The organism is Roseicella sp. DB1501, assembly GCF_013112485.1.
GTDB lineage: Bacteria > Pseudomonadota > Alphaproteobacteria > Acetobacterales > Acetobacteraceae > Paracraurococcus.
Genome location: NZ_JABFHG010000007.1, coordinates 191,391 through 216,395 on the forward strand (window position 1 = coordinate 191,391; position 25,005 = coordinate 216,395).

At 73.4% G+C, this 25,005-nt stretch carries 22 protein-coding genes; 11 read left to right on the forward strand and 11 right to left on the reverse strand.

Annotated features, from left to right (window positions below; translation table 11 throughout):
• Positions 1-304 precede the first annotated feature (304 nt).
• The 5 genes from HJG45_RS15595 to HJG45_RS15615 form a co-directional block, all read right to left on the reverse strand.
• Positions 305-3,010, reverse strand: a complete 2,706-nt coding sequence (locus HJG45_RS15595; protein WP_217362938.1) for a histidine kinase dimerization/phosphoacceptor domain -containing protein — start codon at positions 3,008-3,010, stop codon at positions 305-307.
• 388 nt (positions 3,011-3,398) lie between these two features.
• Positions 3,399-3,974, reverse strand: coding sequence for a hypothetical protein (locus HJG45_RS15600; protein ID WP_171613023.1), 576 nt, complete (start codon positions 3,972-3,974; stop codon positions 3,399-3,401).
• Positions 3,975-4,117: 143 nt separating this feature from the next.
• Positions 4,118-4,465, reverse strand: a complete 348-nt coding sequence (locus HJG45_RS15605) for a hypothetical protein (protein WP_171613024.1) — start codon at positions 4,463-4,465, stop codon at positions 4,118-4,120.
• A gap of 116 nt (positions 4,466-4,581) precedes the next feature.
• A complete protein-coding gene (locus HJG45_RS15610; protein ID WP_171613025.1) occupies positions 4,582-5,016 on the reverse strand; it encodes a hypothetical protein in 435 nt (144 codons plus the stop codon).
• Between the two features lie 68 nt (positions 5,017-5,084).
• Positions 5,085-5,702 carry a hypothetical protein gene (locus tag HJG45_RS15615; RefSeq protein WP_171613026.1) on the reverse strand — a complete coding sequence of 206 codons (618 nt, stop codon included), beginning with the start codon at positions 5,700-5,702 and terminating at the stop codon, positions 5,085-5,087.
• Positions 5,703-5,897: 195 nt separating this feature from the next.
• On the opposite strand from HJG45_RS15615, the gene HJG45_RS15620 reads away from it, so the two are divergent.
• From HJG45_RS15620 to HJG45_RS15635, 4 genes are all read left to right on the forward strand, one after another.
• The gene (locus tag HJG45_RS15620) at positions 5,898-7,301 is read left to right on the forward strand and encodes a mechanosensitive ion channel family protein (RefSeq protein ID WP_171613027.1); all 1,404 of its coding nucleotides are present in this window, start codon (positions 5,898-5,900) and stop codon (positions 7,299-7,301) included.
• Positions 7,302-7,418: 117 nt separating this feature from the next.
• Entirely contained in the window at positions 7,419-8,141 is a 723-nt protein-coding gene (locus tag HJG45_RS15625; RefSeq protein ID WP_171613028.1) for an OmpA family protein, read from the forward strand.
• 5 nt (positions 8,142-8,146) lie between these two features.
• A complete protein-coding gene (locus HJG45_RS15630; protein WP_171613029.1) occupies positions 8,147-8,485 on the forward strand; it encodes a hypothetical protein in 339 nt (112 codons plus the stop codon).
• A gap of 89 nt (positions 8,486-8,574) precedes the next feature.
• The gene (locus tag HJG45_RS15635) at positions 8,575-10,425 is read left to right on the forward strand and encodes an adenylate/guanylate cyclase domain-containing protein (RefSeq protein ID WP_171613030.1); all 1,851 of its coding nucleotides are present in this window, start codon (positions 8,575-8,577) and stop codon (positions 10,423-10,425) included.
• A gap of 1 nt (position 10,426) precedes the next feature.
• Here the strand turns inward: HJG45_RS15635 and HJG45_RS15640 are convergent, their stop codons facing one another.
• Entirely contained in the window at positions 10,427-11,131 is a 705-nt protein-coding gene (locus HJG45_RS15640; RefSeq protein WP_171613031.1) for a Crp/Fnr family transcriptional regulator, read from the reverse strand.
• A gap of 140 nt (positions 11,132-11,271) precedes the next feature.
• Positions 11,272-11,889, reverse strand: a complete 618-nt coding sequence (locus tag HJG45_RS15645) for a hypothetical protein (RefSeq protein WP_171613032.1) — start codon at positions 11,887-11,889, stop codon at positions 11,272-11,274.
• Between the two features lie 352 nt (positions 11,890-12,241).
• Between HJG45_RS15645 and HJG45_RS15650 the strand changes: the two genes are divergently transcribed.
• Both HJG45_RS15650 and HJG45_RS15655 read left to right on the forward strand, forming a co-directional pair.
• Positions 12,242-13,774: a DUF4384 domain-containing protein gene (locus HJG45_RS15650; protein WP_171613033.1), complete on the forward strand. Its 1,533-nt coding sequence runs from the start codon at positions 12,242-12,244 to the stop codon at positions 13,772-13,774.
• Positions 13,771-16,329: an SUMF1/EgtB/PvdO family nonheme iron enzyme gene (locus tag HJG45_RS15655; RefSeq protein ID WP_171613034.1), complete on the forward strand. Its 2,559-nt coding sequence runs from the start codon at positions 13,771-13,773 to the stop codon at positions 16,327-16,329. Before HJG45_RS15650 ends, HJG45_RS15655 begins: the two co-directional genes overlap by 4 nt.
• A 118-nt stretch (positions 16,330-16,447) precedes the next feature.
• On the opposite strand, the gene HJG45_RS15660 is transcribed toward HJG45_RS15655, so the two are convergent.
• A complete protein-coding gene (locus tag HJG45_RS15660; protein ID WP_171613035.1) occupies positions 16,448-16,996 on the reverse strand; it encodes a DUF4399 domain-containing protein in 549 nt (182 codons plus the stop codon).
• Between the two features lie 14 nt (positions 16,997-17,010).
• Positions 17,011-17,370 (reverse strand): DUF4399 domain-containing protein, encoded by a 360-nt coding sequence (locus HJG45_RS15665; protein WP_254452550.1) that lies wholly within the window; start codon positions 17,368-17,370, stop codon positions 17,011-17,013.
• 292 nt (positions 17,371-17,662) lie between these two features.
• Between HJG45_RS15665 and HJG45_RS15670 the strand changes: the two genes are divergently transcribed.
• On the forward strand, positions 17,663-18,811 hold the full coding sequence (locus HJG45_RS15670; protein ID WP_171613037.1) for a DUF4384 domain-containing protein: 1,149 nt from the start codon (positions 17,663-17,665) through the stop codon (positions 18,809-18,811).
• A 14-nt stretch (positions 18,812-18,825) separates the two neighbouring features.
• On the opposite strand, the gene HJG45_RS15675 is transcribed toward HJG45_RS15670, so the two are convergent.
• A complete protein-coding gene (locus tag HJG45_RS15675; protein WP_171613038.1) occupies positions 18,826-20,367 on the reverse strand; it encodes an acyl-CoA carboxylase subunit beta in 1,542 nt (513 codons plus the stop codon).
• On the reverse strand, positions 20,364-21,323 hold the full coding sequence (locus tag HJG45_RS15680) for a tripartite tricarboxylate transporter substrate binding protein (RefSeq protein WP_171613039.1): 960 nt from the start codon (positions 21,321-21,323) through the stop codon (positions 20,364-20,366). Before HJG45_RS15680 ends, HJG45_RS15675 begins: the two co-directional genes overlap by 4 nt.
• Positions 21,324-21,481: 158 nt before the next feature.
• Between HJG45_RS15680 and HJG45_RS15685 the strand changes: the two genes are divergently transcribed.
• From HJG45_RS15685 to HJG45_RS15700, 4 genes are read left to right on the forward strand one after another with little or no spacing between them, the layout of a single operon-like run.
• Positions 21,482-23,134, forward strand: a complete 1,653-nt coding sequence (locus HJG45_RS15685; RefSeq protein WP_171613040.1) for an AMP-binding protein — start codon at positions 21,482-21,484, stop codon at positions 23,132-23,134.
• Positions 23,134-24,096, forward strand: coding sequence for a tripartite tricarboxylate transporter substrate binding protein (locus tag HJG45_RS15690; protein WP_171613041.1), 963 nt, complete (start codon positions 23,134-23,136; stop codon positions 24,094-24,096). Before HJG45_RS15685 ends, HJG45_RS15690 begins: the two co-directional genes overlap by 1 nt.
• Positions 24,086-24,766 (forward strand): nitroreductase, encoded by a 681-nt coding sequence (locus tag HJG45_RS15695; protein ID WP_217362939.1) that lies wholly within the window; start codon positions 24,086-24,088, stop codon positions 24,764-24,766. The genes HJG45_RS15690 and HJG45_RS15695 overlap by 11 nt, the downstream gene beginning before the upstream one ends.
• A gap of 12 nt (positions 24,767-24,778) precedes the next feature.
• On the forward strand, positions 24,779-25,000 hold the full coding sequence (locus tag HJG45_RS15700) for an acetyl-CoA carboxylase biotin carboxyl carrier protein subunit (RefSeq protein WP_171613042.1): 222 nt from the start codon (positions 24,779-24,781) through the stop codon (positions 24,998-25,000).
• Positions 25,001-25,005: the final 5 nt, after the last annotated feature.

Here is a 25,005-nt window from a genome sequence, read left to right on the forward strand (position 1 = left end):
CCCGGGCTTCGCGGAATGGCCAGGCAGGCAGCGGATCGGCCGGCCGCTGGAAACAGGGACTGGAGCATCCTCCCTTCACCCGGGTTCACGGCAAATGCTCCAGCCTGTTGTTTCGAAGGCATCGTCACCCGATCCGGCGGGTCCAGCGATCGGGTCTTGATCTAGAACCTGATCGGTTCACCCGGGTTCATGGCCCATGTTCAGGAGCGGTGCCGAACCGCGCGATTTGCGCGCTTCGGCAGCATGTCCAGGGCGGGCGATCCGGGTCGCAGACGCCACTGCCCCGCCGGTGGCGGGCGACGGCTCAGGCCGCGACGGTGATGCAGGTGCCGGGCGTGCCGAGCGCCGTCACCTCCATCGCCGCTCCGACGCGCTCGAGCATCGCCCGGACCAGCCGCATCCCGAGACCGCCGCCATCCGTGCGCGCGCGGCTGTCCCAGTCCTGCGGCAGGCCGCGGCCGAAGTCGCAGACCGTCATCTCGACCCCGCCCACCGGGCGGGACCGCACGTGGACCTCCACCCGGCCCGGCTCCTCGGGCGCATAGGCGTATTTCAGCGCATTGGTGACGAGTTCGGCGGCGACGAGCGAGAGGGCGACCGCCGTGCGGCTCGGCACCATTACCCCCCGCTCGGCATTGACATCGAGGCGCCGGTCCGCGCCCGCCATGCCGACCGCAAGATCGTCGCAGAGCCGCCGCAGCGTCTCGCCGAGGTCGACATTCTCGATATCCTCGGAGTCCTGCAGGCTGTCATGCACCCGCGCCACGCTCATCACCCGCGCATAGGTGTCGTCGAAGGCGGCCGCCGCCTGCGGGTCCTTCACCCGCCGCGCCTGCAGCCGCATCACGCTGGCCACGATCTGCAGCGAGTTCTTGACCCGGTGATCCACCTCGCGCGCCAGCACCTCCTTCTGCTCGAGCGCCCGGGCGAGCACTTCCTGCTTGGCGGTGAGCTCGGCGATGCGGCGGCCCTGACGCAGGATGATGCCGGCGATCCCGGCGGCGAAGGCCTCGGCCGTCGTGACCTGCCAGGGTGCCCAGGGTGCCGAATGGCCCCGCCGTTCCTCGACCCACCGTTCGAAGGACCGGCGGGGCAGCACCGCCTGGGTGGCGCTGTCCGCCAGTACCGGCTTGCGCGGGTCACCGCCCCAGACCACGGTCGAGACGACCTCCGGCCGGAACCAGAGCAGCACGTAGTCCCGCTCCGCCTCGCGGCCGAGCAAGACCGCCAGCAGGCCGCTCGCCTCGCCCTGCCAGGTTGCGGCCGGCGGGAAATGCGCTGCGAGCTGATCGGTCGCAAAGGCGCGGCGCCCCGCCGGCAGGCTCTGCCGCAGCCAATCCGCCAGGGCCGGCAGCATCGCGGCCGGCGGCGTCCGGCCGAGCGGCGCGATCCGGCCCTCGCCCACCACCGCCGCGCCTGTGGCGCCGAAGAGGTCGAGCAGCGTCGTCTCGCCCGTGGTGGCGCCATCGGTCAGCGCCGCGACGAAATCGTCCGAGGCCGCCATGCGCTCGAGCAGGGCGTTGCGCACCTCGAGGGAGGTCTCGTGCTCGCGCCAGATGGCGCGGCTCTCGAGCTCCTGGATGCGTAGCGCGAAGGCATCGGCGACCACCCCCGCCAGCGCCCGCGTCTCCGGCGTGACGTAGTGCGGCCGGCGGTGATGCCCGATCACCAGGCCCCAGAGCCGTCCCTCGACCAGGATCGAGAGCGACATCGAGCCGTTGACGCCGAGGTTGCGCTGATATTCGAGGTGGATCGGCGACAGCGCCCGGGTCTGGGCGAAGCTGAGATCGACCGTCTCATTGCCCGCCCTCGGCTCCGCCCGCACCGCCGAGGGCACGGCGTCGCGGTCGACGACGAAGCGCGCCGGGGCGCGGGCATAGAGCGCGCGGGCCTGGGACGGGATGTCGGAGGCGGGGAAGCGCAGGCCCAGCAGGGACCGATCCCAATCGGAGACCTTGTCCTCGGCGATCGCCTCGCCGTTCCAGTCCGGATCGAAGCGGTAGACCAGCAGGCGCTCGAAGCCGGTCATGGCGTGCAGTTCGTGCACCGTGACGGCCGCGGCATCGAGCAGGCTGCGCGACGCGCGCAGCCGGGCGATGGCGGCCTGCGCCTGCATGGCGCTTGCGGCATGAAAATCCTCGGGCTGCTCCGGCACCCGCTCCAGCTCCACCACCAGCCGGCCATCGTGCAGGTGGACGGTCGCCAGGCAGGTCACCCCGCGCTGGCCGAGCCGCAGCGTGTCGCGCCACGGATGGGCAGGGTCGTGCAGCGCGCCGGTCTCGAGCGCCGCACGGATCGCCTGCACCGCCGGGACCGGCAGGGCGATGGCGAGCCCATGGCCGATGATCTCCTCCGGACCGGCGCCATCGAGCAGGTCGGCGAGGCTGTCGCTGCAGGCACGCACCTTGAGGCCCGGCGTCGTCGGGTCGCATGCCAGCATCGCCGCATGCGGCTGCACGGCGCCGGCGAGATGGATCGGCTCGCGCTCGCAGATATCCGGATCGACGGGCTCGGCCCGGGCGCGCCGGGCCACGGCGTCCTGGGCGCGATCGGCCGCCAGGCGGTGCCGCGTGGGCGGCAGGGTGCCGAGCACCCGATGCATGATCCAGTAGCGCCCGGGCCGGCTGGACTGGCGCAGATGCACCTCGACGCGCAACGGCTGCGGCTCGAAGCCGAAGGTGAAGTGGAACCGCTCGTTCAGCGCGCCGGACCGGATGCCTTCGAGGAACCGGCCATGGAAGGCCGGCAGGTTGGTGCAGGGCGCGATCTCATGGAAGAAGTCGCGGCCGAGCATGGCAGCGGCCAGCCGGCCGGAGAGGCGGCTCTCCATGGCGTTGTAGAACAGCACCCGGCCCCCGCCATCGAGCTGGATCACGCCGAAGGGCAGCGCATCGAGCTCGGCGGGGCTGAGCTGGTCGAGCTGCGCCAGCACGGCGGCGATCTCGGCCTCCACGGCGTCCTGCGGCAGCGCCTCGCCCTCCCCGCTCACCATGACCGGGCGATCCGCCATGCGGCCAGCGGATCGCGGGGCGATGCGCTGGCCGGGCGGCCCAACGACGTCAGCCGCATGCGCGCCGGATCGGCAGCCCGTGCCGTTCGTGCGTCGCCTCGATAGGCTGGCCGCCACGGCAGCCATCCGCAACGGGCCCGGCGTCGCGCCCGCCGGCCGACTGGCCCCGATCTTCCCGTTCCGCCCAGCCCGAGAAAACGCCATCTGGTTTCGACATGGGCTTCCACAATAACGGCCCGCGAGGGGCGATGCCCATGGATGGACGCGTTGGGCCGAACAAATATGGACCTGCGATGGGCGCTCGCCAATTCTTCCGTGGTCAATACGAGGACAGTTCGACCTGTTTTGGTACTGTCCGGCGAAGCTGTGCGCGATCCCGTTGCATGGCTCAGCGTGCCTGCACCGGCGCGCTCTGGACGATATTGCCATTGCCATCGACGACATTGACCGCGCCGCCGCCGTTGCGCCTGGTCCGGCCGCCCACCGTCGCCACCTGCTGCTGCGCGGTCGGCCCGCCGGCCGCCCCGGCGCCCTGGAGCTGGACGAGGTTGTTGCTGCCGTTGGTCACCGCGACCGGGGCCTCGAAGCGGTTCACCACGCGGGTGCGCTGGTCGAGGATGATCTGGGTGAAGACCGGGTCCGGCGCCGGCGGGGGCGGCGGCTGCCGGCTGGCGGCCTTCGGCTGGCCGAAGGCGAAGCCTTCGAGATAGCCGCCATCGCCGCGCAGCCTGGCGATCATCTCCTGGTGGCGCAGCCGCCGCTCGGCCGGCGTCGGCGTGACCTGCAGGTCGCTCGCGGTGATGCCGGGAAAGGTGAAGGGCAGCGGCCGCGCCAGACCCCGCGGGCCGCCGGAGGCGAGGGCCTGCGAGGAGAGGCTGAGGCCGCCACTGTCCTGCGCCGGCGCCGGAACCGGCGCCGTCAGGGCGAGGGCGAGCAGAACCAGGGCGGGACGCAGGGAACGCATGGTGGAACTCCTTCCTCGGCAATGGCGGAAGACTGGCCCTGCGAGGCGGTGGCGGCTGTGGCATGGGCCACAGGGGAAGGCGGATTCCCCGATAGCGGGATGCGCCGACCGGCCCCGACGCAGCGACCCGCCGCCTGCCGGCCTCAGTCCTCGAGATCGAGATCCAGCCGCTCGGTGCGCAGCCGCAGCCGGCCGGCCTCCCGCTCGAGCTGCAGCCGTCCCGCGGCGCCCTGGCGTTCCAGCCACAGCCGCCGGGCGGACGCCTGATCGGCCGGCTCGGGCTTGCGGGCGCCGAATTCCTGGACGACCTCGCCCTTGCCGGAGACGCAGACGGTGCGGCCATCGACCGTCTGGCAGCTCATGCCGCCGGAGCCGGAGCAGGTGACGTTCCCGTTCACCGAACGGCATTGCATGGTCTCGGCCGCGGCCGGCAGGCAGAGCGGGCCGGCGCCGAGCAGGACGAGGGAAGCAAGCCGGAAGGCGCGATGCATGATGGGCTCCTTGCAATCGGCATCAGGAGAAAGGCCAGGGCGCCGGACGCGATCCGTCCCGGCATGGGGATGCCGGGACGGCACCGCCTCGGCGGCCCGGTTCGGCGCGACCCGGTTCAACGCCCCGTCTGGGCCAGGATCCGCTGCCCGGCCTGGCTGCCCCGGCCGGCGGCGACATTGACGCCGCGCGCCAGGTTGGTGGTGGCCAGCACCCCGCGCGCGCCGGCCGTCTCGATCGACTGCTCGGCGCGGGCGCGCGAGCCGACGGAGAGGTTCACCCCGACCGTCGCCTGGGTGCTGACCAGCGGTCGGCAGCCGGTGCCGGCATTGGTGCCGAGCTGCTGCCAGGCCTGGGACCCCGCTCCGAGGGCCCGGTTCACTCCGACGGTGACGCTGGTCTGGGACAGCCGGCAGCCGCTCCGGTCGAAGCTCTCGACCCGGTCGAGCACCGCGTCCGGCCCCCGGAGCCGGACGCCGCCATAGTCCTGCGCCCGGGCGGGCAGCACGGCGCAGAGGGCGAGCGCCGCGGCGGTAAGCGTGACACGCATCATGGCGCGAATCTCCTGGCTGTGCGGTTGAAGGTCCCGGCGCCCCGTTCAGGCGCCGGGACCGACGCGGCTCACTGGCCGCCGATGGTGACGACCTGCTGGTCGGCGAAGGCGCCCTTGCCGAGGGCGCCGTTGCGGTTGTTGCCGCCATAGACCTTGTCGAGGCTGCCGCGGCCGACGGCGCTGCCGCCCATGGTCAGCACCTGCTGCTGCGCGCTGCTGTTGCGGCCGAGGGCAGCGTTCAGGTTCTGCCCGCCATGGACCGAGCTCTGCGCCCCGCGACCCACCGCCGTGCCGCCCAGCGTCGTCACCGATTGCCCGGCGAAGCTGTTCACGCCCCGCGCCAGGTTGGCGTTGCTGCCGCCCAGCACGTAGCTCGACGCACCACGCCCGATCGCCGTGCCGCCCACCGTCGTGCCGTCCTGCAGCGCCATGCTGCCCCGGCCCAGCGCCATGTTGCGGTTGTCCCCGCCCAGCGTCACCGACCGGCCGCCCGCCCGCGCCATGCCGCCGATCGTCGTCGCGCTCTGCCCGGCGAAGCTGTTCTTGCCCACCGCCGTGTTCACGTTGCCGCCGCCGCGGGTGATGCTCACCCCGCCGCTCTGCAGGCCTTCCGCCTGCGCCACGCTCGCCACCGAGGCAACGCCCGCCAGCAGGGCCAGGGCAGCGGGGAGGATCATTTTGCGCATCTCGAGGGTCCTTCTCTCTGTCTCTCTCCAGGGCGCCAGCCCCCCGGGAACCACCCCCAGGCGCCAGCGGTCGCTCTCGACACCCAGACCCTACAAACCCACCGCCATCCCCCCTGTGAGCCACACCACACCACCCAGCACTTTTCGCAGAAGGCCAGATGAGGGCAGGATTCCTCCGCCCCCTGCGGAGCTGCCATGCCGCCGACCAGCCTGCGTCCCCTGATCGGCCCGGCGGCGCTCACCGGCGCCTGCTTCCTGCTGCAGGCCGCCCTGCCACTGCTCGGCGGCCCTGCCGTGCCGGCGCTGCCGCGCACGACGCTCGGCGCCGTCGCCGGGATCGGCGCCTGGCTCGGCCTCGCCTGGAGCGGCGCGCGGCTCTTCGACCTGCTGCTGCTGCGGGCAACGCAGGCGGCGCGGCGCGGCACCCCCTATCCGCGGCTGCTCTCGGATATGGTGCGGGCGCTGCTCTTCCTCGCGGCGGGGGCGGCGATCCTGATGCTGGTCTTCGACCAGTCGGCGCTCGGCCTTCTCACCACCTCCGGCGTCGCGGTCGCGGTCATCGGCTTCGCGCTGCGCAACATCATCAGCGACCTCTTCTCCGGCATCGCGCTCGGCATCGACGCGCCCTACCGCATCGGCGACTGGATCGAGACCGCCGAGGGCTGCACCGGCCGCGTCGTCGAGGTGAGCTGGCGCACAACGCGGCTGGTGACGCGCGAGGGCGTGACGCTGACCGTGCCGAACGGGCTGATCGCCGCGCATCGCCTGGTGAATTACGGCGCCGCCGGACGCTTCCGCGCCAGCCTGCGCCTCGCCCTCGATCCGGCGCTGCCGGCGGAGCGGGCGAAGCGCTTGCTGCTCGGTGCCGCGCTCGATGCCGAGCGGCAGGTGCCGGGGCTGGCCGCGGATGTGCAGCTACAGGAATTCGCGGATGGCGCCGCGATCTACATGCTGCGCTTCCAGGTGCCCGATTTCGGCAGCGAGGCCGCCTGCCGCGACGCCGTCGCCACCGCCGCGCTGCGCGCCTTGCAGCATGCCGGCCTCGGCCCCGCCCGTCCGGCCCGCGCGCTGCAGCTCGAACGCGCCGCGCCCCGGCGATCGCCGCGCGCGGTGCTGCTGCAGCGGAGCGCCCTCTTCGGCGATTTCCCGCCTGAGGAGCGGTCGGCGCTGGAATCCATGATGCAGGAGCGGGCGCTGCCGCGCGGCGCGACGGTGGTGCGGCAGGGCGAGGCCGGCGACAGCCTCTTCCTGCTCGCCGAGGGGGCGCTCGAGGTGCGGGTCCGTCGGGACGGCATGGACATCCCACCCGACCGCATGGGGCCGGGCGAGGTGTTCGGCGAGATGTCGCTGCTCACCGGCCAGCCGCGCAGCGCGACCGTGACGGCCGCCACCGAGGCGCTGGTCTTCGAGTTGCGGCGCGAGCATCTCGACCCGGTGCTGCGCCGGCGGCCGGAGCTGGCCGAGAAGCTCGCGACGATCATGGCCGGGCGGCAGGCGCGCAATGCCCGGGCGGCGGCGGGCGAGCCGCTGGCCGAGCCCGGCCTGCCGCAGCGGGAGGACCTGCTCGGCCGGCTGCGCGCCTTCTTCGGCCTGGCCTGATCCGCCGCGCGGCTTTCTCGCCGCCGGTGTGGCCTGCTTCACAGCCGCCGCCGCGCCCCGGCGGCAGTCTCTGGGCATCGGCACAAGCCGCCACCGTGAGAGAGAGGGGTTCGCACCATGTCGCAGGTCCGTCACCGCATCGCCGGCCTCGCCGCCCTGGCCTCGGTCCTGCTCGGCGGCTCGGCCCTGGCGCAGGAGGTGCGCATCTTCGAGGAGGCGCCGCCGCTCGAGTTGCTGCGCAGCATCATGGTGCCGGACTCCCGCCCCGGGCTGAGCCGCCGCATCGTCCTCGGCGCCCCGGCCGCCGATGCTGCCCCGGCCGCGCAAGCGCAGGAGGCCCCGTCCCCCGCCCCCATGCCGCTGGCCGCCGCCATGGAGGCCGAGCCGGAGCCCACCGCCGAGCCGGCGCCGCGCCGGCCCCGCCGCCGCGCCGCGCCGAGCACCCAGCTCGCCGCCGCCGGCAACACCCTGCCCCTGCCCGCCGCCCCGGCCGCCGAGGCGCCCGCCGCCGGCAGCATCGGCTTCCGCATCAACTTCGCCATGAACTCCGATGCGGTGCCGGCGAGCGCCCATGCCTTCCTCGACCGCGTCGGCGAGCTGATGCGCGACCAGCCGCAGCTCAAGCTGCAGGTCGAGGGCCATACCGATGCGTTCGGCCCCGACGACTACAACCTGCAGCTCTCGCAGCGCCGCGCCGCGGCCGTCGCCTACTACCTGATGCAGCGCCAGGGGGTGGAGATGACCCGCCTGGTGGTGCTCGGTCTTGGCGAGGGCGTGCCGCTCACCACGAACGGCTACGATCCGCGCAACCGCCGGGTCCAGTTCGTGCGGGTGGAGTAGGGTGGATGCCCGCCCGCCGCACGCCGATCCTGCCGCTGGCCGTGCTGGGATTGCTCCTCCTCGCCCTGCCCGCCGCGGCGCGGGTGGTCGAGGTGGCGCCCGGCGCGGCGGCGGAGCGGGGCGGCACGCCGCCCTCCGGCCAGGGCGCGCCCTGCAGCTGCACCGCCTTCCTGCCGCTCTTTCCCTTCGGCTGGTACAGCCTGTCCGATGCCGAGTTGCAGCGCCGCTGGACCGCCCCGTTGCAGGCCGCCATCATCGCCGAGCGGGCGCGCTGGCGCGCGGCGCGCATCGCCGGACGGCCGCGCTTCGGGCAGACGCCGCCATCGCTGCGCCGCGCACGATAGAGCAAATGATCGCGCGGAGCGCTCTCAGCAGGGCGTGACGCGCGCGGGCCGGCGGTGGCCATTGCCTGCCGCCCCCGCCCGCGCCGAGGATGCGGGTTTTCCAGGGCGAGGAGGCGATGGCCCGGCGGATGCGCGATGCGGCGCGGGCGGCGCTCGTCCTGGCCATGGCGACCGGGCTGGGCCTGGCGCTGGTGCAGCCGCCCATGCCCCTCGCCGCGGCGGAGCGGCTGTTCCAGGCGGCGGCGCTGCGCTGGCTGGCGCCCGTCGCGCCGCCGCATCCGCGGCTGGTGCTGATCGGCATCACCGAGGAAACGCTGGCCGCCTTTCCCTACCGTTCCCCGGTCGATCGCGGCTTCCTCGCCGGGCTGGTCGACCGGCTCGCCGCCGCGGGGGTGGTGGCGATCGGCCTCGACATCCTGCTCGACCGTCCGACCGAGCCGGCCAAGGATGCGGCGCTGCGCGCGGCGATCGCCCGGCAGGCGGTGCCGACGGTGCTCGTCAGCCTTGGTCCGGAGACGCCGCTGCCGCCCGAACGGGCGGCGGTGCTGCAGGGCTTCGCCCAGGGCGCCCCGACCGGCGACGCCAACCTGGCCCGCGACCGGTTCGACGGGCTGGTGCGGGTGCATCGGCCGCGCCATCCGGCGACGGGCGAGCCGAGCTTCCCGGCCGCCCTCGCCGCGGCGATCGGCACAGCGCCGCCCCGCGAGCCCTTCACCATGACTTGGCGGCGGACGGCGCTGGGCCCGGCCGCGCCGCTCTATCCGGCCGAGGCGGTGCCGCTGCTGCCGGCCGACTGGCTGCGCGGCCGGGTGGCGCTGATCGGCAGCCTGGTGCCCGGCACGGACGAGCATCGCAGCCTCGGCTCGGCCTTCGGGCCGCCGAGCTTCGGCGTCGAGATCCATGCCCAGGTGCTGGCGCAGATCCTCGACGGCATGGCCGGCGCCGGCATCGCCGGTTGGCAGGCCGGACTCGCCACCTTCGGCCTGTCGCTGCTCGGCCTGCTGGTCGGGCTGCGGCTCGCCGGGCGCCGGCTGATCCTGGCGCTCGGCCTGCTCGGCCTCGCCTGGCCCGGGGCGGTGCTGGCGGCAACGGCGGCCGGGCATCCCGGCTGGCCGGCCCTGGCGCCGGTCCTCGCCGGCCTCCTCGCCGGCGGCCTGGCGCGCGCCGTCGCGGGCGCGGCCGAGCGGCGCGACCGGGCGGTGCTGCACAGCCTCTTCGCCCGCTTCCTGAGCGCCCCCGTCGCCGAGGCGCTGCTGCGCGACCGCGAGCTCTTCCTCGCCGGCGGCCGACCGAAGCCGCAGGAGCTGACCGCGACCGTGCTCTTCGCCGACATCGCCGGCTTCACCACGATCTGCGAGCGCCTGCCGCCGGAGCCGCTGATCGACTGGCTCGACCGCTACATGGACACGATGGTGCAGGTGGTGACGGCGCATGAGGGCGTGGTGCTGCGCTTCATCGGCGACGGCATCCTCGCCGCCTTCGGCGTGCCGGTGCCGCGCCGCGACCCGGCGGCGATCGCCCGCGACGCCGAGGCCGCGGCGCGCTGCGCCCTTGCGATGGAGCAGGCGATGGCGGCGCTGAATGCCGGCTGGCGCGAGGCCGGCCTGCCGGAGGCGGGGCTGCGCATCGGCATCCATACCGGGCCGCTGATCGCGGGCAGCCTCGGCCATGGCGAGCGGATGGAGTTCTGCCTGCTCGGCGACACGGCGAATGTCGGGGCGCGGCTGGAGCAGCTCGGCAAGCAGCATGGCGGCGCGGGGCCCGGCGCCTGCACCATCATCCTCGGCGAGCCGAGCTGGCGCCTGCTGGCGGGCAGCCTGCCCGGCCTGCCGATCGGCAGCGTGGCGCTGCGCAACCGGGGCGCGCCGATGGCGGCCTGGCGGATCGATTCCTGCGCGGTGGCGAGGCTGGACAAGGCGCCGAGCCTGGAGATGCGCTGACTCACCCCTCGGCGGTGGCGATCTCCTGCAGCACGGCGCGGTCGCGGATGACGAGGAAGCCGCCCTCGGCCTGCAGGTGGCCGGCGCGGATCCAGTCGTTCAGGTGCTTGTTCACGCTCTCCCGCGAGGCGCCGATCAGGTTGCCGATCTGCTGCTGCGACAGCTTGATGTTGAGCCTGAGGCCGCCCGGCACCGGCTGGCCGAAGGTCTCGGCGAGGCGGAGCAGGCCGCTCGCCAGGCGCGAGGGCGCCTCGCGCAACAGCGCATCCTCGAGATGTGCGCTGGTCTGGCGCAGCTTCTGGCAGAGCGCGGCCAGCAGGCGGGACAGGGCCTCGGGGTTGCCGGCGAGGAAGGGAAGGAAGCGGTCGCGCTCCAGCACCAGCAGGTCGCTCTCCTCGAGCGCCACGGCATCGGCGGTGCGCGGCTGGCCGTCGAGGATGGCGATCTCGCCGAAGATGCCGCCGGTATCGATGATGTTGAGCAGCAGCTCGCGCCCATCCGGCGAGATGGTGCAGATCTTCACCCGGCCGCGGATGACGGCCATCATGCTGGTGCCGGGATCGCCCTTCTGGAAGATCACCGCGCCCCGCCTGTGCCGCGCCAGATGCGCGGAGGCGGCGAGGCGGCGGAGGTCGTCGCGCTGCAGGTGCCGCAGGATCGGGTGGCCGGCCAGGATCGCTTCCCGGTGCTGCTCCGCGATCGCCATGCCCGCCTCCCGGCGCCGTTGCGACACGAGATTGGACGCCGCGCCGGCCGAGGGCAAGCCTGGCCCCGGAGGCGAAGGCGGGATGCGCCCGGGCCGGTCAGGCCGGGCGCATCCCCTTCCCTGGCGTCAACCCTCTGGCCTCACTGGCCGCCGATGGTGACGACCTGCTGGTCGGCGAAGGCGCCCTTGCCGAGGGCGGCGTTGCGGTTGTTGCCGCCATAGACCTTGTCGAGGCTGCCGCGGCCGACGGCGCTGCCGCCCATGGTCAGCACCTGCTGCTGCGCGCTGCTGTTGCGGCCGAGGGCAGCGTTCAGGTTCTGCCCGCCATGGACCGAGCTCTGCGCCCCGCGACCCACCGCCGTGCCGCCCAGCGTCGTCACCGATTGCCCGGCGAAGCTGTTCACGCCCCGCGCCAGGTTGGCGTTGCTGCCGCCCAGCACGTAGCTCGACGCACCACGCCCGATCGCCGTGCCGCCCACCGTCGTGCCGTCCTGCAGCGCCATGCTGCCACGCCCGGCCGCCAGGTTGCGGTTGTCCCCGCCCAGCGTCACCGACCGGCCACCCCCCCGCGCCATGCCGCCGATCGTCGTCGCGCTCTGCCCGGCGAAGCTGTTCTTGCCCACCGCCGTGTTCACGTTGCCGCCGCCGCGGGTGATGCTCACCCCGCCGCTCTGCAGGCCTTCCGCCTGCGCCACGCTCGCCACCGAGGCAACGCCCGCCAGCAGGGCCAGGGCAGCGGGGAGGATCATTTTGCGCATCTCGAGGGTCCTTCTCTCTGTCTCTCTCCAGGGCGCCAGCCCCCCGGGAACCACCCCCAGGCGCCAGCGGTCGCTCTCGACACCCAGACCCTACAAACCCACCGCCATCCCCCCTGTGAGCCACACCACACCACCCAGCACTTTTCGCAGAAGGCCAGATGAGCGTTTTTCCTCCCTCGGCCCTCAACTTTTCAGCCAAGCCGCCTGCCTGTTCCACGCCCTTGTGCCGCTCAACGAGAATTGCGCCCGGACTGCGACGCAGTGCACAGCGCGACACCCCTCTCCTGGTCCCTTCTGCTATCGGTTCCGGAGGCGATGCGGCTGGCCGCCGGGAGGAGACGAGGAGCGAGCCATGGCGCGGACCAATCCCACCCCAGCGGGCAGACGATGGCGAAGCCTGGCACTGGGCCTGGCGACGCTGCTCGGCGCCTGCCATCCGCGGCCGGAGACGAGCTTCGACGCGCAGCAGCCCCGCACGGCGGCGGTGCGCAACATCGGCAGCTTCACCGAATCGCTGCGCTGCATGGACGACCTCTTTGCCTCGCAGGGCAAGCGCGACATCTACATCACCACCGCCGGCATCCCGGATGCCACCGGGCTGATCGCGACCGGCACCAAGGAGATGTTCATCAGCGCGGTGTCGCGCATGTCGGCCAAGAGCGGCGCCTTCCGCTTCGTCGATTACGACATCACCCAGCTCGACGTGCAGATCCTCTCGGAACTGGTCGGGCTCAACCAGGAATTCGTCGCGCCGAGCTATTACGTGCGCGGCGCCATCACCCAGCTCGACAGCAACGTCCTCTCCTCCTCGAAGAGCGCCGGCCTGTCGCTGGCCAGGCTCGATCTCGGCGTCTCCAGCGACCAGGTGGTCTCCGTCATCTCGATGGACCTCAATGTCGCCAAGCTGACGACGCGGCAGATCCTGCCCGGCATCTCGGCGAACAACTCCATCGCCGTGGTGCGCTCCGGCCGCGGCGCCGATGTCGGCGGCCTGATCGGCAAGGCCGGCCTTTCCTTCAGCGTCTCGCTCGACAAATCGGAAGGTTTCGCCCAGGCGGTGCGCAACCTGGTTGAGCTCTCAACCATCGAGGTGCTCGGCAAGCTGGCGCGCGTCCCCTACTGGGAATGCCTCTCGATCGAGCCGACCAACCCGGCCTTCCGCACCGAGGCCCGGCAATGGTTCGACCTGATGGGGCCGACGGAGCGCCAGCGCTTCGTCGAGGCGGCGCTGGTCCGCGCCGGCTACGCCCCGGGCGGCAGCGGCGACCTCTCGCCGGCGATCGCCCGCTACCAGGCCGCGAACGACCTGGTGCCGAGCGGGCGGATGGATTTCGACCTCTACTACCGCCTGCTCGCCAGCGATCCCGGGCGTGGCCGCGGCGGCGCGGCAGCGGCGGCAGCCAGGGCCCCTGTCCCGGCGGTGCCGGTCGCGGAACCCGCGGCGGCCCCGGCGACGCCGCCGCGCCTCCTCCTCACCACCGCCCGCGGCGCGCGGCCCAGCTTCCGGGTCGGCGACGCCATGGTGCTGCAGGCGCGGTCGGTCGGGGATGCCTATCTCTACTGCTACTACCAGGACGGCAGCGGCGAGGTCTCCCGCATCTTCCCCAACCGCTTCCAGCCGGATGCGCTGGTCGCAGGCGGGCGGTCGGTGGAGGTGCCGCCGGCCGGCGGCACCTTCGCCATCCGCTTCGACCGGCCGGGCACGGAGCAGGTGGCCTGCCTCGCCGCTGACCGGGAGGTCGGGCTGTTGCTCCCCGCCGCCCTGAAGCGGCAGGATCTCGAGCCGTTGCCGCTCGCCAGCCTGGACGAGGTCGCGGCGCGTTTCCGCGGCATCGCCGGCGTCCGCGTCGAGGATGCCCGGCTCCCGATCGAGGTGACCCGATGAGGCACGGAGCGCATGCGCGCGGCACTTCGGTGCGCTGGGCCTGGCTGCTGCTCTTCCTGGTGATGCCGGTGGTCCTCGCCCCCGTCCCGGGGCCGGCGCAACCGGCGCCGCAGCCCGATCGCCGCATCGCGCTGGTAATCGGCATCGGCACCTATCAGAGCGCGCCGGCCCTGGCCAATCCGGTGAACGACGCGCGCGCGATCGGCGAGGCGCTGCGGCGGCTGAATTTCGAGGTGGACGAGGTCTTCGACCCGGATTTCCGCAAGCTCACCCGCGCGGTGCGGGAGTTCGGCATCAAGGCGCAAAAGGCCGATGTGACGGTGGTCTACTATGCCGGCCACGGCGTGCAGGTGGGGCGGGAGAACTACCTGCTGCCCGCCGATGCGCGGCTCGAGCGCGAGCGCGACCTGCTCTACGAGGCCCTGCCGCTCGAGCTCGTCCTCGGCGAGGCGTCGCAGGCGCGCAAGATCGGCATCGTCCTGCTCGATGCCTGCCGCAACAACCCCTTCGTTGACCGCATGTCGCGCTCGATGACCATCGCCGGCCGCGGCTCGGCCTCGCCCGGCCTCGCCCGCGTCGACAACGTGCCGCGCAACACCATGGTGGTGATGGCCACCAAGGCCGACCAGATCGCCGAGGATGGCGGCGGCGACCACAGCCCCTTCGCGGACGCGCTGCTGGCGCATTTCCAGATCCCCGGCCTCGAGCTCAGCCTGTTCTTCCGCAGCCTGCGCGACACGGTGCTGCGGGCGACGGGCAACCGGCAGGAGCCCTACATCTTCAGCTCCCTCGGCGCCGAGCCCTTCTATTTCTACCCGCGCCCGCCCAACCGGCCGCCGGTCCTCGCCTCCATCCCGGCGCTCGAGCTGCGCGACAGCGCCGGGCCGACCGCGCTGCCCATCGCCCGCCCCACCGATCCCGACCAGGATCCGCTCTCGGTCCGCATCACCGGCCTGCCGCGCTCGGGCGAGGTGCGCGTCGAGGGGCGGCCGGTCGCGCCCGGCGCGGTCTATGCCGCCGACCGCTTCGCCACGGCCACCTACAAGCCGGATGGCGCCGCCACCGGGCCGGTCGGCACGCTCGACATCCTGGTGGAGGACGGACGGGGCGGCAGCGCCATGGGCAGCCTCGCCATCACCGTCTTGCCCTCCAACCGCCCGCCGCTGGTCGAGACGCCGCGCAAGCTGCGGATCTATACCGGCGGCCTGGAGATCGCCCGGCCGGAGGATCCGGATGGCGACCGGGTGAGCGTGCTGATCCGCAGCCTGCCGCGCGGCATCCTGCGCAACGGCGCCGCGGTGCTGCGCGGCGGCGAGCGGCTGCGGCCGGAGGAGCTGGCGGGACTGGTCTATGTCCCCGAGCCCGGCTTCGGCGGCCCCGCCGGCAGCCTCGTCTACCAGGCCGAGGACAGCCGTGGCGGCCGCGCCGAGGGCACGCTCGAGATCGAGGTGATGGATGCCGCCGAGGCGGCGGCGCAGCTCGCCGAGACGGCGTTGTGGGAGAGGCTGCGCAGCACCGGCCGCGTCGAGGATGTCGAGGCCTTCCTGCGGCTCTATCCGGACTCCCGCTTCGCCGCATCGGCGCAGCGCCGGCTGGCCGAGCTGCGTGGACCGGCCGAGCCTGGCCGCGCGCCGGGCGGGGCGGCGGCACCGCTCGCCCTCGCCGTCCCAACGCCCACGCCCGCCCCGGCGCCGCCGGCCCGCGTTCCCGCGGCGCCGGCGGCCGCGGCCGAGCCGGTGCAGGCCGCGCCGCGCGCCGGCGCGGACCGGTTGGCCGGGCTGCAGGGCCGGCCAGGGACCGAGCCGCGCGCCATGCCGGCGCCGCCCCCGGCGACGGCGGGCGGCAAGTATTTCCAGGATTGCCCGACCTGCCCCTGGATGGTTCGCCTGCCCGCCGGCACGCTGCAGATGGGCCATGGGGCGCATGACGCCGCGGCGCGGCCGGTGCGCGCGGTCACGCTGCGCGGCTTCGCCCTGGGCCAGTACCCGGTCACCGTCGCCGAGTGGAAGGCTTGCGCGGCGCAGGGCGGCTGCGGCGCCCTGCCGCGGCTGATGCTGGCCGAGGACAGCACGCCGCTGCATAACGTCAGCTGGGAGGACGCGCAGCAATACATCGCCTGGCTGTCCAAGGTGACCGGCCGGGCCTATCGGCTGCCGAGCGAGGCCGAGTGGGAATACGCCGCTCGGGCCGGCACCCAGACGCGCTACTGGTGGGGCGACCAGCTCGGCATCGGCCTGGCCAATTGCGCCGATTGCGGCGGCACGCAGGATCCGCGCGGGCCGATGCCGGTGGACAGCTTCCAGCCCAACGCCTTCGGGCTGCACGGCATGCTCGGCGGCGTCGCGCAATGGGTGCAGGATTGCTGGGTGCCGACCTATGCGGGCGCACCGAATGACGGCTCGGCGCGCGAGCAGCGCGGCTGCATGCGGCGGGTGCTGCGCGGGGGGTCCTACCGGTCCGGACGCGACGAGATCCTGCCGGTCGCGCGCAACTTCTACGACGCGCCCGTGCGCTACCAGGCGAACGGCTTCCGCGTGGCGCGCAATCTGGATTGATATCGCCGGCCCTCATGCACGACCGCATGAGGGCCCCGTTCCGCGTCTCCTTGGCGCCGGGCGCAGACCCGCGGTCTGCCTGGCTTCACGCCATCGCGCGGCGGCCCGGCCCCCCGGCCTATGGCGCCGAGCGGGCCGAGACGGCCTGCGGCTTGCCCGGGCGTACCGTGATGGTGATGCGCTTCGACATCACCGGCGGATCGTGCGGCACATGGTCCGCATCGCCCATCAGCAGTTGCAGCGTGTGCGTCCCGGGCGGCAGTTCCAGCATGGTCTCGGTCTGGCCGAGGCCGAAATGCAAGTGGTTGCGGTCGTTCGGGATCGGCTTGTTCAGGTCCGGCAGGTCGACATCGATCAGCAGGTGATGGTGGCCGGTATTCGCCTTGCTGACGCCCGCCGGGGCGACGCCGAAATTGCGGGTGCCGAACCAGAGCTTGAAGCGCGTGCCGTAGATCACCTGCCGGTCCTGCGGCCAGCCGATATAGACATAGGCATCGGGCGGCGCGGCCTGGCGCTGGCGCGGCGCCTCCGCCCCGGTCGGGGTCAGTGTCGGAGCGGGCGTCGCGGCGGGCGGTTCATGCGCGTGGTCGGCCGGCTTGTCCTGGCCCCGGGCCGCCACGGGAAGGGCGGCTGCGCCGAGCAGCAGGAGGCGTCGCGGGAAGGCCATCGCCTGTCTCCTTCTCAGCTGCCGGTGGCGGGCAGGACGGTGACGGTGATCCGCTTGCTCATCAGCGGCGGATCGTGCGGCACATGGTTCTCGTCGCCGAGCAGCATCTGCAGCGTGTGCTTCCCGGGCGGCAGGTCGAGCCGCGCCTCGGTCTGGCCGAGGCCGAAATGCAGGTGGTTGCGGTCGTTCGGGATCGGCTTGTTCAGGTCCGGCAGATCGACATCGATCAGCAGGTGGTGGTGGCCGGTCATCGGCTTCTCGACGCCGGCCGGCGCGATGCCGCCCTCGCTCAGACCCATGCGCACCCAGAAGCCACCGCGCACCACCTGCCCGTCGGCCGGCCAGATGATGTAGACCTTGGCATTCTCCGGCATCGGGTGGCGCTGCGCGAATGCAGCGGGTCCGGGCCACAACGGGGCGATCCCGAGGCCTGCCCCCAGGCCTGCCCCCAGCCCGGCAAGGAATTGCGCGCGCGTCATCCTGACACCCCCCTTTGTCGGCGGCCCATCCGGCGCGGCCCGCAACACCCTATGTTGCATCGGACTGCACGCCGTGATTCCCGGAATTACAAGGAAAGTTTGCGGGAAAGCGGCGGCCGGCGCTGTGAGCTGCTTCACAGCGCGTGCGGCCGGGACGGCGCAGGCTGCGCGGATGAGGAGACAGGCCATGATGCTGCGAAGGCTTCCGGCGATCGCCGCGGCGTTGCTGCTCGGCTGGGCCGCGCCGGGCGTGGCGCGGGCGGCGGAGAGCGCGGTCCTGCTCGGCGCGACCGCTCCGGGCTATGCCCCCGGCATGGTGCTCGGCGCCGGCGACCGGCTGACGGTGCCCGAGGGGGCCAGCGTCACGCTGCTGCTGCGCTCCGGCCAGATGCTGCGGCTGCGCGGCCCGCTCGAGACCGCTCTCGACCGCATCGAACCGGTGCGGCCGGACGGCTCCGCCGCCGCTCTGGCCGAGGCCTTCCGCCTGCGCGGCATCGATGCCAGCGCCATCGGCGCGACCCGCACCGCCTCGCTCGGCCGCCGCGCTCCCCGGTCCGCCGAGGTCTCGGTCGAGCTCGAGCGGTCCGGCACCTGGTGCGTCGGCGGCGCCGACACGGTCTGGCTGGCGCGCCCGGCGACGGAGCCGGCGGAGCTCGGCCTGCGCCGCCGCGGCAACCTGCGCCGCATCGCCTGGCCGGCCGGCGCGGCGCGGGTCGAATGGCCCGCCGACCTGCCGATCGAGGATGGCGACACCTTCGAGGTGCTGGCGGATGGCCGGGCGCGGGCGACGCTGACCTTCCGCACCCTGCCGGCCGCGGCCGGCAGCGAGGGCGCGGAGATCGCCGAGGGCATGCTGCTCGGCTGCCGCGAGCAGAACGAGGCGGCGCTGCGCCGCCTCGCCCGGGCCAGCCTCACGCCCGAGCTCTGGCTCAGCACCGAGCGCGGCCGCGCGCCGGTTTATGCGCCGGGCGAGCGGATCGGCCTGGTGGCGATGGCCGACGCCGATGGCTGGCTCTACTGCGTCTCGACCCGCGCTGATGGCGGCGCGGTGGCGGTCTTCCCCGCCGGGGCGACCGGCGGCGCGCGTCTGCCGGCCGGCATGCCGGAGCGCATGCCCGGCCCGCGGCAGGCGAGCCCGCTGCAGGCCGGGCCGCGCGGGATGCAGGAGGTCTCCTGCTGGCTCGCCGACCGCGATATCGGGCCGGAGCTGCCGCATGCGCTGCTCGATCCCGCCGGCACGCGGCTGCCGGAGCGGCTGGCCGCCGACATCCCCGGCGCCTTCGCCGGCATCGGCGGCCGCATGGCACGCGCCACGCTCTCGATCCGGGTGGAGTGAGGCCGGCCGTCCCCTCAGCAGGGCTCAATCAGGCGCTTGCGGCCGTTGCGCGCCGGTGGCGCCGGCAAGCCCCGGAGCACCCTGGCGAGGATGCCGCGCGTCTCGGCCGGGTCGATAACGTCGTCATAGGCGAAGCGGCCGGCGACCTCGAGCGCGGTGTTGTAGGCGCGCAGCTCCTCGGTGCGGCGGCGGTGCAGCGCGGCGCGCTCGGCCGGGTCCTCCACCGCCGCGAGCTCGTGGCGGTGAATGATGTTGGCCGCGCCCTCCAGCCCCATGCCGCCGAACTCGGCGGTCGGCCAGGCGAGCAGGATGCTCGGATGCAGCGGCCGCGAGCCCATGATGTAGTAGCCGAGGCCATAGGCCTTGCGCAGCACCACGGTCAGCAGCGGGATCGTGGCATTGGCCAGCGCCGTCAGCATGCGGGCGCTGCGGCGGACCAGATTGGTCTTCTCGATCTCCGGCCCCACCATCAGCCCCGGCGTGTCGCAGAGCACCAGCAGCGGGATGTCGAAGGCGTCGCAGACCTGGATGAAGCGCGCCGCCTTGTCGGCGGCCGGGCCGTCGATGGCGCCGGCGAGGAACATCGGCTGGTTGGCGATGACGCCGACCGCCCGCCCCTCGATGCGGAACAGCGCCGTCACCATGGCGCGGCCATAGCCGGGCTTCAGCTCCAGCACGCTGCCGCGATCGGCGATGCCCTGGATCACCTTGCGTACGTCATAGGCGCGGCGCGGGCTCTCCGGCACGATGTCGCGCAGCGCCGCGGCATCGGGCGCCTCGCCCGGCGCGGCGGGCGGCCCGAAATAGCCGAGATACTGCCGCGCCGCCTCGATCGCCGCCGCCTCGTCCTCCACCACCAGATCCACCGCGCCGGAAGCCGCATGCACGGCGGCCGGGCCGATCTCCTCCGGCGTCAGCTTCAGGCCGAGCGCCGCCTCGACCAGCGGCGGACCGGCCATGCCCATGCAGGCCTCGCGCGTCGCGATCAGCAGGTCGCACATGCCGGCCAGGTTGGCATGGCCGGCGAAGGCGCGGCCGGGGACGATGCCGATGGTCGGCACCAGGCCCGAGAGCCGGGCGAAGGTGACGAAGGTGGAGGAGGCGCCGCGCCCCTCCACCTTCATGTCGTGCGGCCGCGCCCCGCCGCCATCCAGCCAGCAGACCACCGGCAGGCGGTGCTGCTCGGCATGCGCCAGCATGCGGCCGATCTTCGCGTGGTTGTTGGCGCTCTGCGTGCCGGCATACACCGTGTAATCATAGGCGACGATATCGACGGCGCGGCCGCCCATCTGCGCCATGCCCATGACCAGGCCATCGGCGGCGCCGGCCATGCCGGCCAGCGCCGGGCGCACCAGCCCGCCATATTCGACGAAGCTGTCGGGATCGGCGAGCGCCGCGATCGCTTCCCGCGCCGTCCAGCGGCCGCGCCGCCGCTGCTTCGCCACCGCCTCCGGCCGCGCCGCATCGAGGATTGCCGCCCGCGCCTGCAGCACCGCCTGCAGCGCCGAACCTGGCTTGCCGCCCTCGCCATCCGCCATGCCGTCCTGCTCCGTCATTGCGCCCGGATATCCGCGGCCTGGATCACGCCGCGAAAGGTGGCGCGGTTCTCCTCCATCAGCGCGTTCAGCGCCGCGGAGCCCGCGAAGCGCGGCACCAGCCCGTTCTCCATGAGCTTCTCCCGCACCTTCGGCTCGTCGACCGCCTGCCGCACCGCTGCCTCCCACCGCCCGATGACGCTCTCCGGCAGGCCGCGCGGGGCGCAGAGCCCGAACCAGGCATAGGTCTCGAAGCCCGGCACGTCGCGGGCGATGAGCGGCACATCGGGGAAGAAGGTCTGCGCCAGCGGATCGCCGAGGCCGATCAGCCGCAGGCTGCCCTGGCGGATCTGGCCGATGGTGTCGCCGAGATTGGTGATGGTGAAGCCGATCCGCCCGCTGACGATGTCGAGCAACGCCGGCTGCGAGCCGCGATAGGGCACGTGGATCATGTCCGTGCCGGTCTTCTGCTTCAGCAGCTCGCTCGCCAGGTGCTGCACCGAGCCGATGCCGGGTGAGGCATAGCCGATCTGTCCCGGCGCCTGCCGCGCCGCGGCGAGGATGTCGTTGATGCCGTGCCAGGGGCTGTTCGGCGCCACGACGAGGCCGAAGGTGGTGCGGGCCATCATGGCGAGGCCCATCAGCTCCTTCGCCGGGTTCACCGGCAGGCGCAGGCCCGGCAGTTCGGTGACGATGGTCATGTTGCCGGTGGTGCAGAACAGCACGGTATGGCCGTCTGGCGGGCTCTTCGCCGCCGCCTCGGCGGCGACCAGGCCATTGGCGCCGGTGCGGTTCTCGACCACGACCGGTTGGCCGAGCAAGGGCGAGACGGTATCGGCGAGCAGCCGCGCCGCGATATCGCCCGAGCCGCCCGGCGCAAAGCCGTAGAGCATGCGGATCGGGCGGTCCGGAAATTCCGCCCGGGCAATGGCGGGCCAGAGCAGCAGCGCCATGGCGATCCCGATAAGCGCCCGCATCGGCCCGTCCTCCCCTGCGCCGCCTTGCCGCGGCTGCACGTTGTCAGACCATCCTGCCGGGGTCAGGCGACCGCGCCAAGACATACTTGCTAGCCAGCCAGCAAAATGCCTAGGCTGCCAGGACGCGGCCGCCGCGGCGGGCCGCAGGGAGGAATGCCATGCCTGGCCACGCCGTGGCTGAAGCCCTGGCCGAGCCGCGCCTCGACCCGCGCATGCCGCCGCTCGATCGCTGCGTGCTGCGCCCCCTGCTCGAGCGCCATGCACGGGACCGGCCGGGGAAGGAAGCGGTCGCCTTCGAGAACGGGCCGAACTGGACCTATGCCGAGCTGCGGGCGCGCGTCGCTTCCGTCGCCGCCGGGCTGCAGCGCCAGGGGTTGCGCCAGGGCGACCACCTGCTGATCTGGCTGCCGAACGGTCCCGAGGCGCTGCTGCTCTGGTTCGCCGCCAATTGGCTCGGCGCGGTGCAGGTGCCGCTCAACATCAGCTATCGCGGCCGCATCCTCGAGCATGTGCTCGGCCTCGCCGATGCGGCGCTGCTGGTCGCGGATGCCGCGTTGCTGGAGCGGCTGGAGGGGATCGCCCTGCCGCCGATGCTGCGCCGGGTCGCGGTGCATGGCGGCCCGGCCCGGCCCGTCGCCGGGCTCGATGGCTTCGACGCGACGGAGATCCTAGCCGCGACCGGGGAGCCGGCGCCGCCGCCGCGCCCGATCATGCCCTGGGACACCCAGAGCATGATCTACACGTCCGGCACCACCGGCCCGTCCAAGGGCGTGCTCTGCTCCTACATGCACTACACCAGCAGCGGCATGGCCTTCCCCTTCGTGCGCGAGGCGGATCGCGGCCTGGTCACCCTGCCGCTGTTCCACATGGGCGGCACCGGCTCGGTCTATCGCTACCTGCTGCACGGCGCCACGCTGGTGGTCGCCGAGGCGTTCCGCACCGGCAGCTTCTGGGAGGTGGTGCGGCGGCACCGGATCACCTGCGCCTCCCTGCTTGGCGCCATGACCGCCTTCCTGGTGAAGGCCCCGCCCTCGCCGCGCGACCGCGACCACCCGCTGCGGGCGCTGACCATCGTGCCGCTGACCGAGGAGGCGACGCTCTTCCGCGAGCGCTTCGGCGTCGAGGTCTGGACCACCTTCAACATGACGGAGATCGCCTGCCCGATCTTCAGCGAGGCGAACCCGACGCGCATCGGCAGTTGCGGCCGGCCGCGCCCCGGCATCGCCGCCCGCATCGTCGACGAGCATGATTGCGAGGTGCCGGTCGGTGCGGTGGGCGAGCTGGTGCTGCGCAGCGAGGCGCCCTGGTCCATGAACCACGGCTACCACCGCAACCCGGAGGCGACGGCCCGCGCTTGGCGCAATGGCTGGTTCCATACCGGCGACGCCTTCCGCCGCGACGCGGCCGGCGAGTTCTACTTCGTCGACCGCATGAAGGATGCGATCCGCCGGCGCGGTGAGAACATCTCCTCCTTCGAGGTGGAGGCCGAGCTCTGCGCCCATCCGGCGGTGCGGGAGGCGGCAGTGGTCGCCGTGCCGAGCGAGTTCGCCGAGGACGAGGTGCTGGCGATCCTCGCCCCCGTCCCCGGCGCGACCATCGAGCCGCGGGAGCTGATCGCCTTCCTCGCGCCGCGCCTGCCGCATTTCATGGTGCCGCGCTACTTGCGCATCCTGCCCGAACTGCCGAAGACGCTGACCGCCAAGGTCGAGAAGCACCGGCTGCGGGCGGAGGGGATCACGCCCGATACCTGGGACCGCGAGGCGGCCGGGCTGCGCCTGCGCCGCGAGAGCCTGGCGCGGGAGGCCGGGTGATGCGCGCCCGCCGCCTCCTCCTGCTCGGCCTCCTCGTCCTGCCCGTCGCGGCGCGGGCCGAGGAGCCCGCGGCCCGGCCGCCGCGGCTGATGGCCGGTTTCGCCGCCGGCGGCACGCTCGACATCCTCGCCCGGCTGATGGCCGAGGGGATGACGCCGCTGCTCGGCCAACGGGTGATCGTCGAGAACCGGCCCGGCGCCAACGGCATGATCGCGGCGGAGGCCGTGGCGCGCGGCGCCGCCGATGGCACGACGCTGCTGGTCTGCCCGACGGGCAGCATGACCATCAGCCCGCAGCTTCCCGACCTGACCCTGCCGATCGACCCGGTGCAGGACCTCGTCCCCGTCGCCAACATGATCACCACCCAGCATGCGATGGTGGTCGCGGCGAAGGCGCCCTGGCGCAGCGTGGCGGAGCTGGTCGACGCGGCGCGCGCGCAGCCGGGCACGGTCAGCTACGCCACCGCCGGCGCCGGCTCCGGCCAGCAATTGTCGGGGGCCTGGCTGGCGCGGCTCACCGGCACGGAGATGGTGCCGGTGCCCTATCGTGGCATGGCGCCCGCCATGCCCGACATCATCGCCGGCCGCACCGGCTTCGCCATCACCAATATCGGCGACGTCGCCGGGCAGCTCGCCAGCGGCGACCTCCGGCTGTTGGCGGTGGCGAGCGCCGGCGACTCGCCGCTCTTCCCCGGCGCGCCCTTCCTCGGCGATCTCGTGCCGGGCATGGAGGTGAGCACCTGGATCGGCCTCTGCGGCCCGCGCGGCGTGCCGGCGCCGGTGGTCGCCCGCTGGTCGGCGGCGGTGCGGCAGGCGCTGGAGAGCCCCGCCATCCGCAGCCGCCTGCTGGAGAGCGGCATGATCCCGCGCTACGAGGATGCCGCCGCCTTCGCCCGCACCATGGCGGCGGACCGGGCGAAATGGGGCAGCGTGATCCGGGAGGCGAAGATCCGTGCCGACTGAGCCGGCGATGCTGGAGGCGCTGCTGCAGCGCCGCATGAGCTGCCGCGGCTTCCGACCCGAGCCGCTGCCGCGGACGCTGATCGAGCGCATCCTGACGATGGCGCAGCGCACGCCCTCCTGGACCAACAGCCAGCCCTGGCAGGTGGAGCTGCTCTCCGGCCCGGCGCTGGAGCGCTTCCGGGCCGCGCTGCACGCCCATGCCGCGGGAGGCGCGGCGCCGACGCCCGACATCCCCTTCCCGCGCGACTATCGCGGCGTCTACCGCGAGCGGCGCCGCGAGACCGGCTTCGGCCTCTATGGCGCGCTTGGCATCGGGCGCGAGGACATGGCGGCGCGGAACCGTCAGGCGCTGGAGAATTTCCGCCTCTTCGGCGCGCCGCACCTGGCCCTCGTCACCAGCGACGAGGCGCTCGGGACCTATGGCGCGGTGGATTGCGGCGGCTATGTCGCCACCTTCATGCTGGCGGCCGAGGCGCTCGGCGTCGCCAGCATCGCCCAGGCCGCCATCGCCGGGCATGCCGGCTTCGTCCGGGCGCAGCTCGGCCTGCCGGCGGACCGGCAGCTCGTCTGCGGCATCGCCTTCGGCACCGCCGATGCCGACCACCCCGCCAACGCCTTCCGCACCGGCCGCGCCGGGCTCGCGGAGGCGGTCACCTGGCATGATGATTAGGATGAAGTCCCCATGGCCGTGATCCGCGTGAATTCCGAGATGGCCGGCAGCATCTGGAAGCTGCTGGTGGCGATCGGCGACGAGGTGGCGGAGGGCGCCGACCTGCTGCTGCTGGAATCGATGAAGATGGAGATCCCGGTCGCCGCCCCGGCCAAGGGCAAGGTGGCGGAGATCCGCGTCGAGGAGGGTGAGACGGTCTCCGAGGGCCAGCTCCTGCTGGTCCTGGCCGGCTAGGCGGC

Coding starts and splice junctions, on each gene's coding strand:
- HJG45_RS15675 (WP_171613038.1), bottom strand. CDS start 20,367: ATGACGGAGCAGGACGGCATGGCGGATGGCGAGGGCGGCAAGCCAGGT.
- HJG45_RS15605 (WP_171613024.1), bottom strand. CDS start 4,465: ATGCATCGCGCCTTCCGGCTTGCTTCCCTCGTCCTGCTCGGCGCCGGC.
- HJG45_RS15690 (WP_171613041.1), top strand. CDS start 23,134: ATGCGCGCCCGCCGCCTCCTCCTGCTCGGCCTCCTCGTCCTGCCCGTC.
- HJG45_RS15680 (WP_171613039.1), bottom strand. CDS start 21,323: ATGCGGGCGCTTATCGGGATCGCCATGGCGCTGCTGCTCTGGCCCGCC.
- HJG45_RS15665 (WP_254452550.1), bottom strand. CDS start 17,370: ATGCCGGAGAATGCCAAGGTCTACATCATCTGGCCGGCCGACGGGCAG.
- HJG45_RS15650 (WP_171613033.1), top strand. CDS start 12,242: ATGGCGCGGACCAATCCCACCCCAGCGGGCAGACGATGGCGAAGCCTG.
- HJG45_RS15700 (WP_171613042.1), top strand. CDS start 24,779: ATGGCCGTGATCCGCGTGAATTCCGAGATGGCCGGCAGCATCTGGAAG.
- HJG45_RS15655 (WP_171613034.1), top strand. CDS start 13,771: ATGAGGCACGGAGCGCATGCGCGCGGCACTTCGGTGCGCTGGGCCTGG.
- HJG45_RS15640 (WP_171613031.1), bottom strand. CDS start 11,131: ATGGCGATCGCGGAGCAGCACCGGGAAGCGATCCTGGCCGGCCACCCG.
- HJG45_RS15610 (WP_171613025.1), bottom strand. CDS start 5,016: ATGATGCGTGTCACGCTTACCGCCGCGGCGCTCGCCCTCTGCGCCGTG.
- HJG45_RS15595 (WP_217362938.1), bottom strand. CDS start 3,010: ATGGCGGATCGCCCGGTCATGGTGAGCGGGGAGGGCGAGGCGCTGCCG.
- HJG45_RS15635 (WP_171613030.1), top strand. CDS start 8,575: ATGCGGGTTTTCCAGGGCGAGGAGGCGATGGCCCGGCGGATGCGCGAT.
- HJG45_RS15685 (WP_171613040.1), top strand. CDS start 21,482: ATGCCTGGCCACGCCGTGGCTGAAGCCCTGGCCGAGCCGCGCCTCGAC.
- HJG45_RS15600 (WP_171613023.1), bottom strand. CDS start 3,974: ATGCGTTCCCTGCGTCCCGCCCTGGTTCTGCTCGCCCTCGCCCTGACG.
- HJG45_RS15615 (WP_171613026.1), bottom strand. CDS start 5,702: ATGCGCAAAATGATCCTCCCCGCTGCCCTGGCCCTGCTGGCGGGCGTT.
- HJG45_RS15625 (WP_171613028.1), top strand. CDS start 7,419: ATGTCGCAGGTCCGTCACCGCATCGCCGGCCTCGCCGCCCTGGCCTCG.
- HJG45_RS15645 (WP_171613032.1), bottom strand. CDS start 11,889: ATGCGCAAAATGATCCTCCCCGCTGCCCTGGCCCTGCTGGCGGGCGTT.
- HJG45_RS15630 (WP_171613029.1), top strand. CDS start 8,147: ATGCCCGCCCGCCGCACGCCGATCCTGCCGCTGGCCGTGCTGGGATTG.
- HJG45_RS15620 (WP_171613027.1), top strand. CDS start 5,898: ATGCCGCCGACCAGCCTGCGTCCCCTGATCGGCCCGGCGGCGCTCACC.
- HJG45_RS15670 (WP_171613037.1), top strand. CDS start 17,663: ATGATGCTGCGAAGGCTTCCGGCGATCGCCGCGGCGTTGCTGCTCGGC.
- HJG45_RS15660 (WP_171613035.1), bottom strand. CDS start 16,996: ATGGCCTTCCCGCGACGCCTCCTGCTGCTCGGCGCAGCCGCCCTTCCC.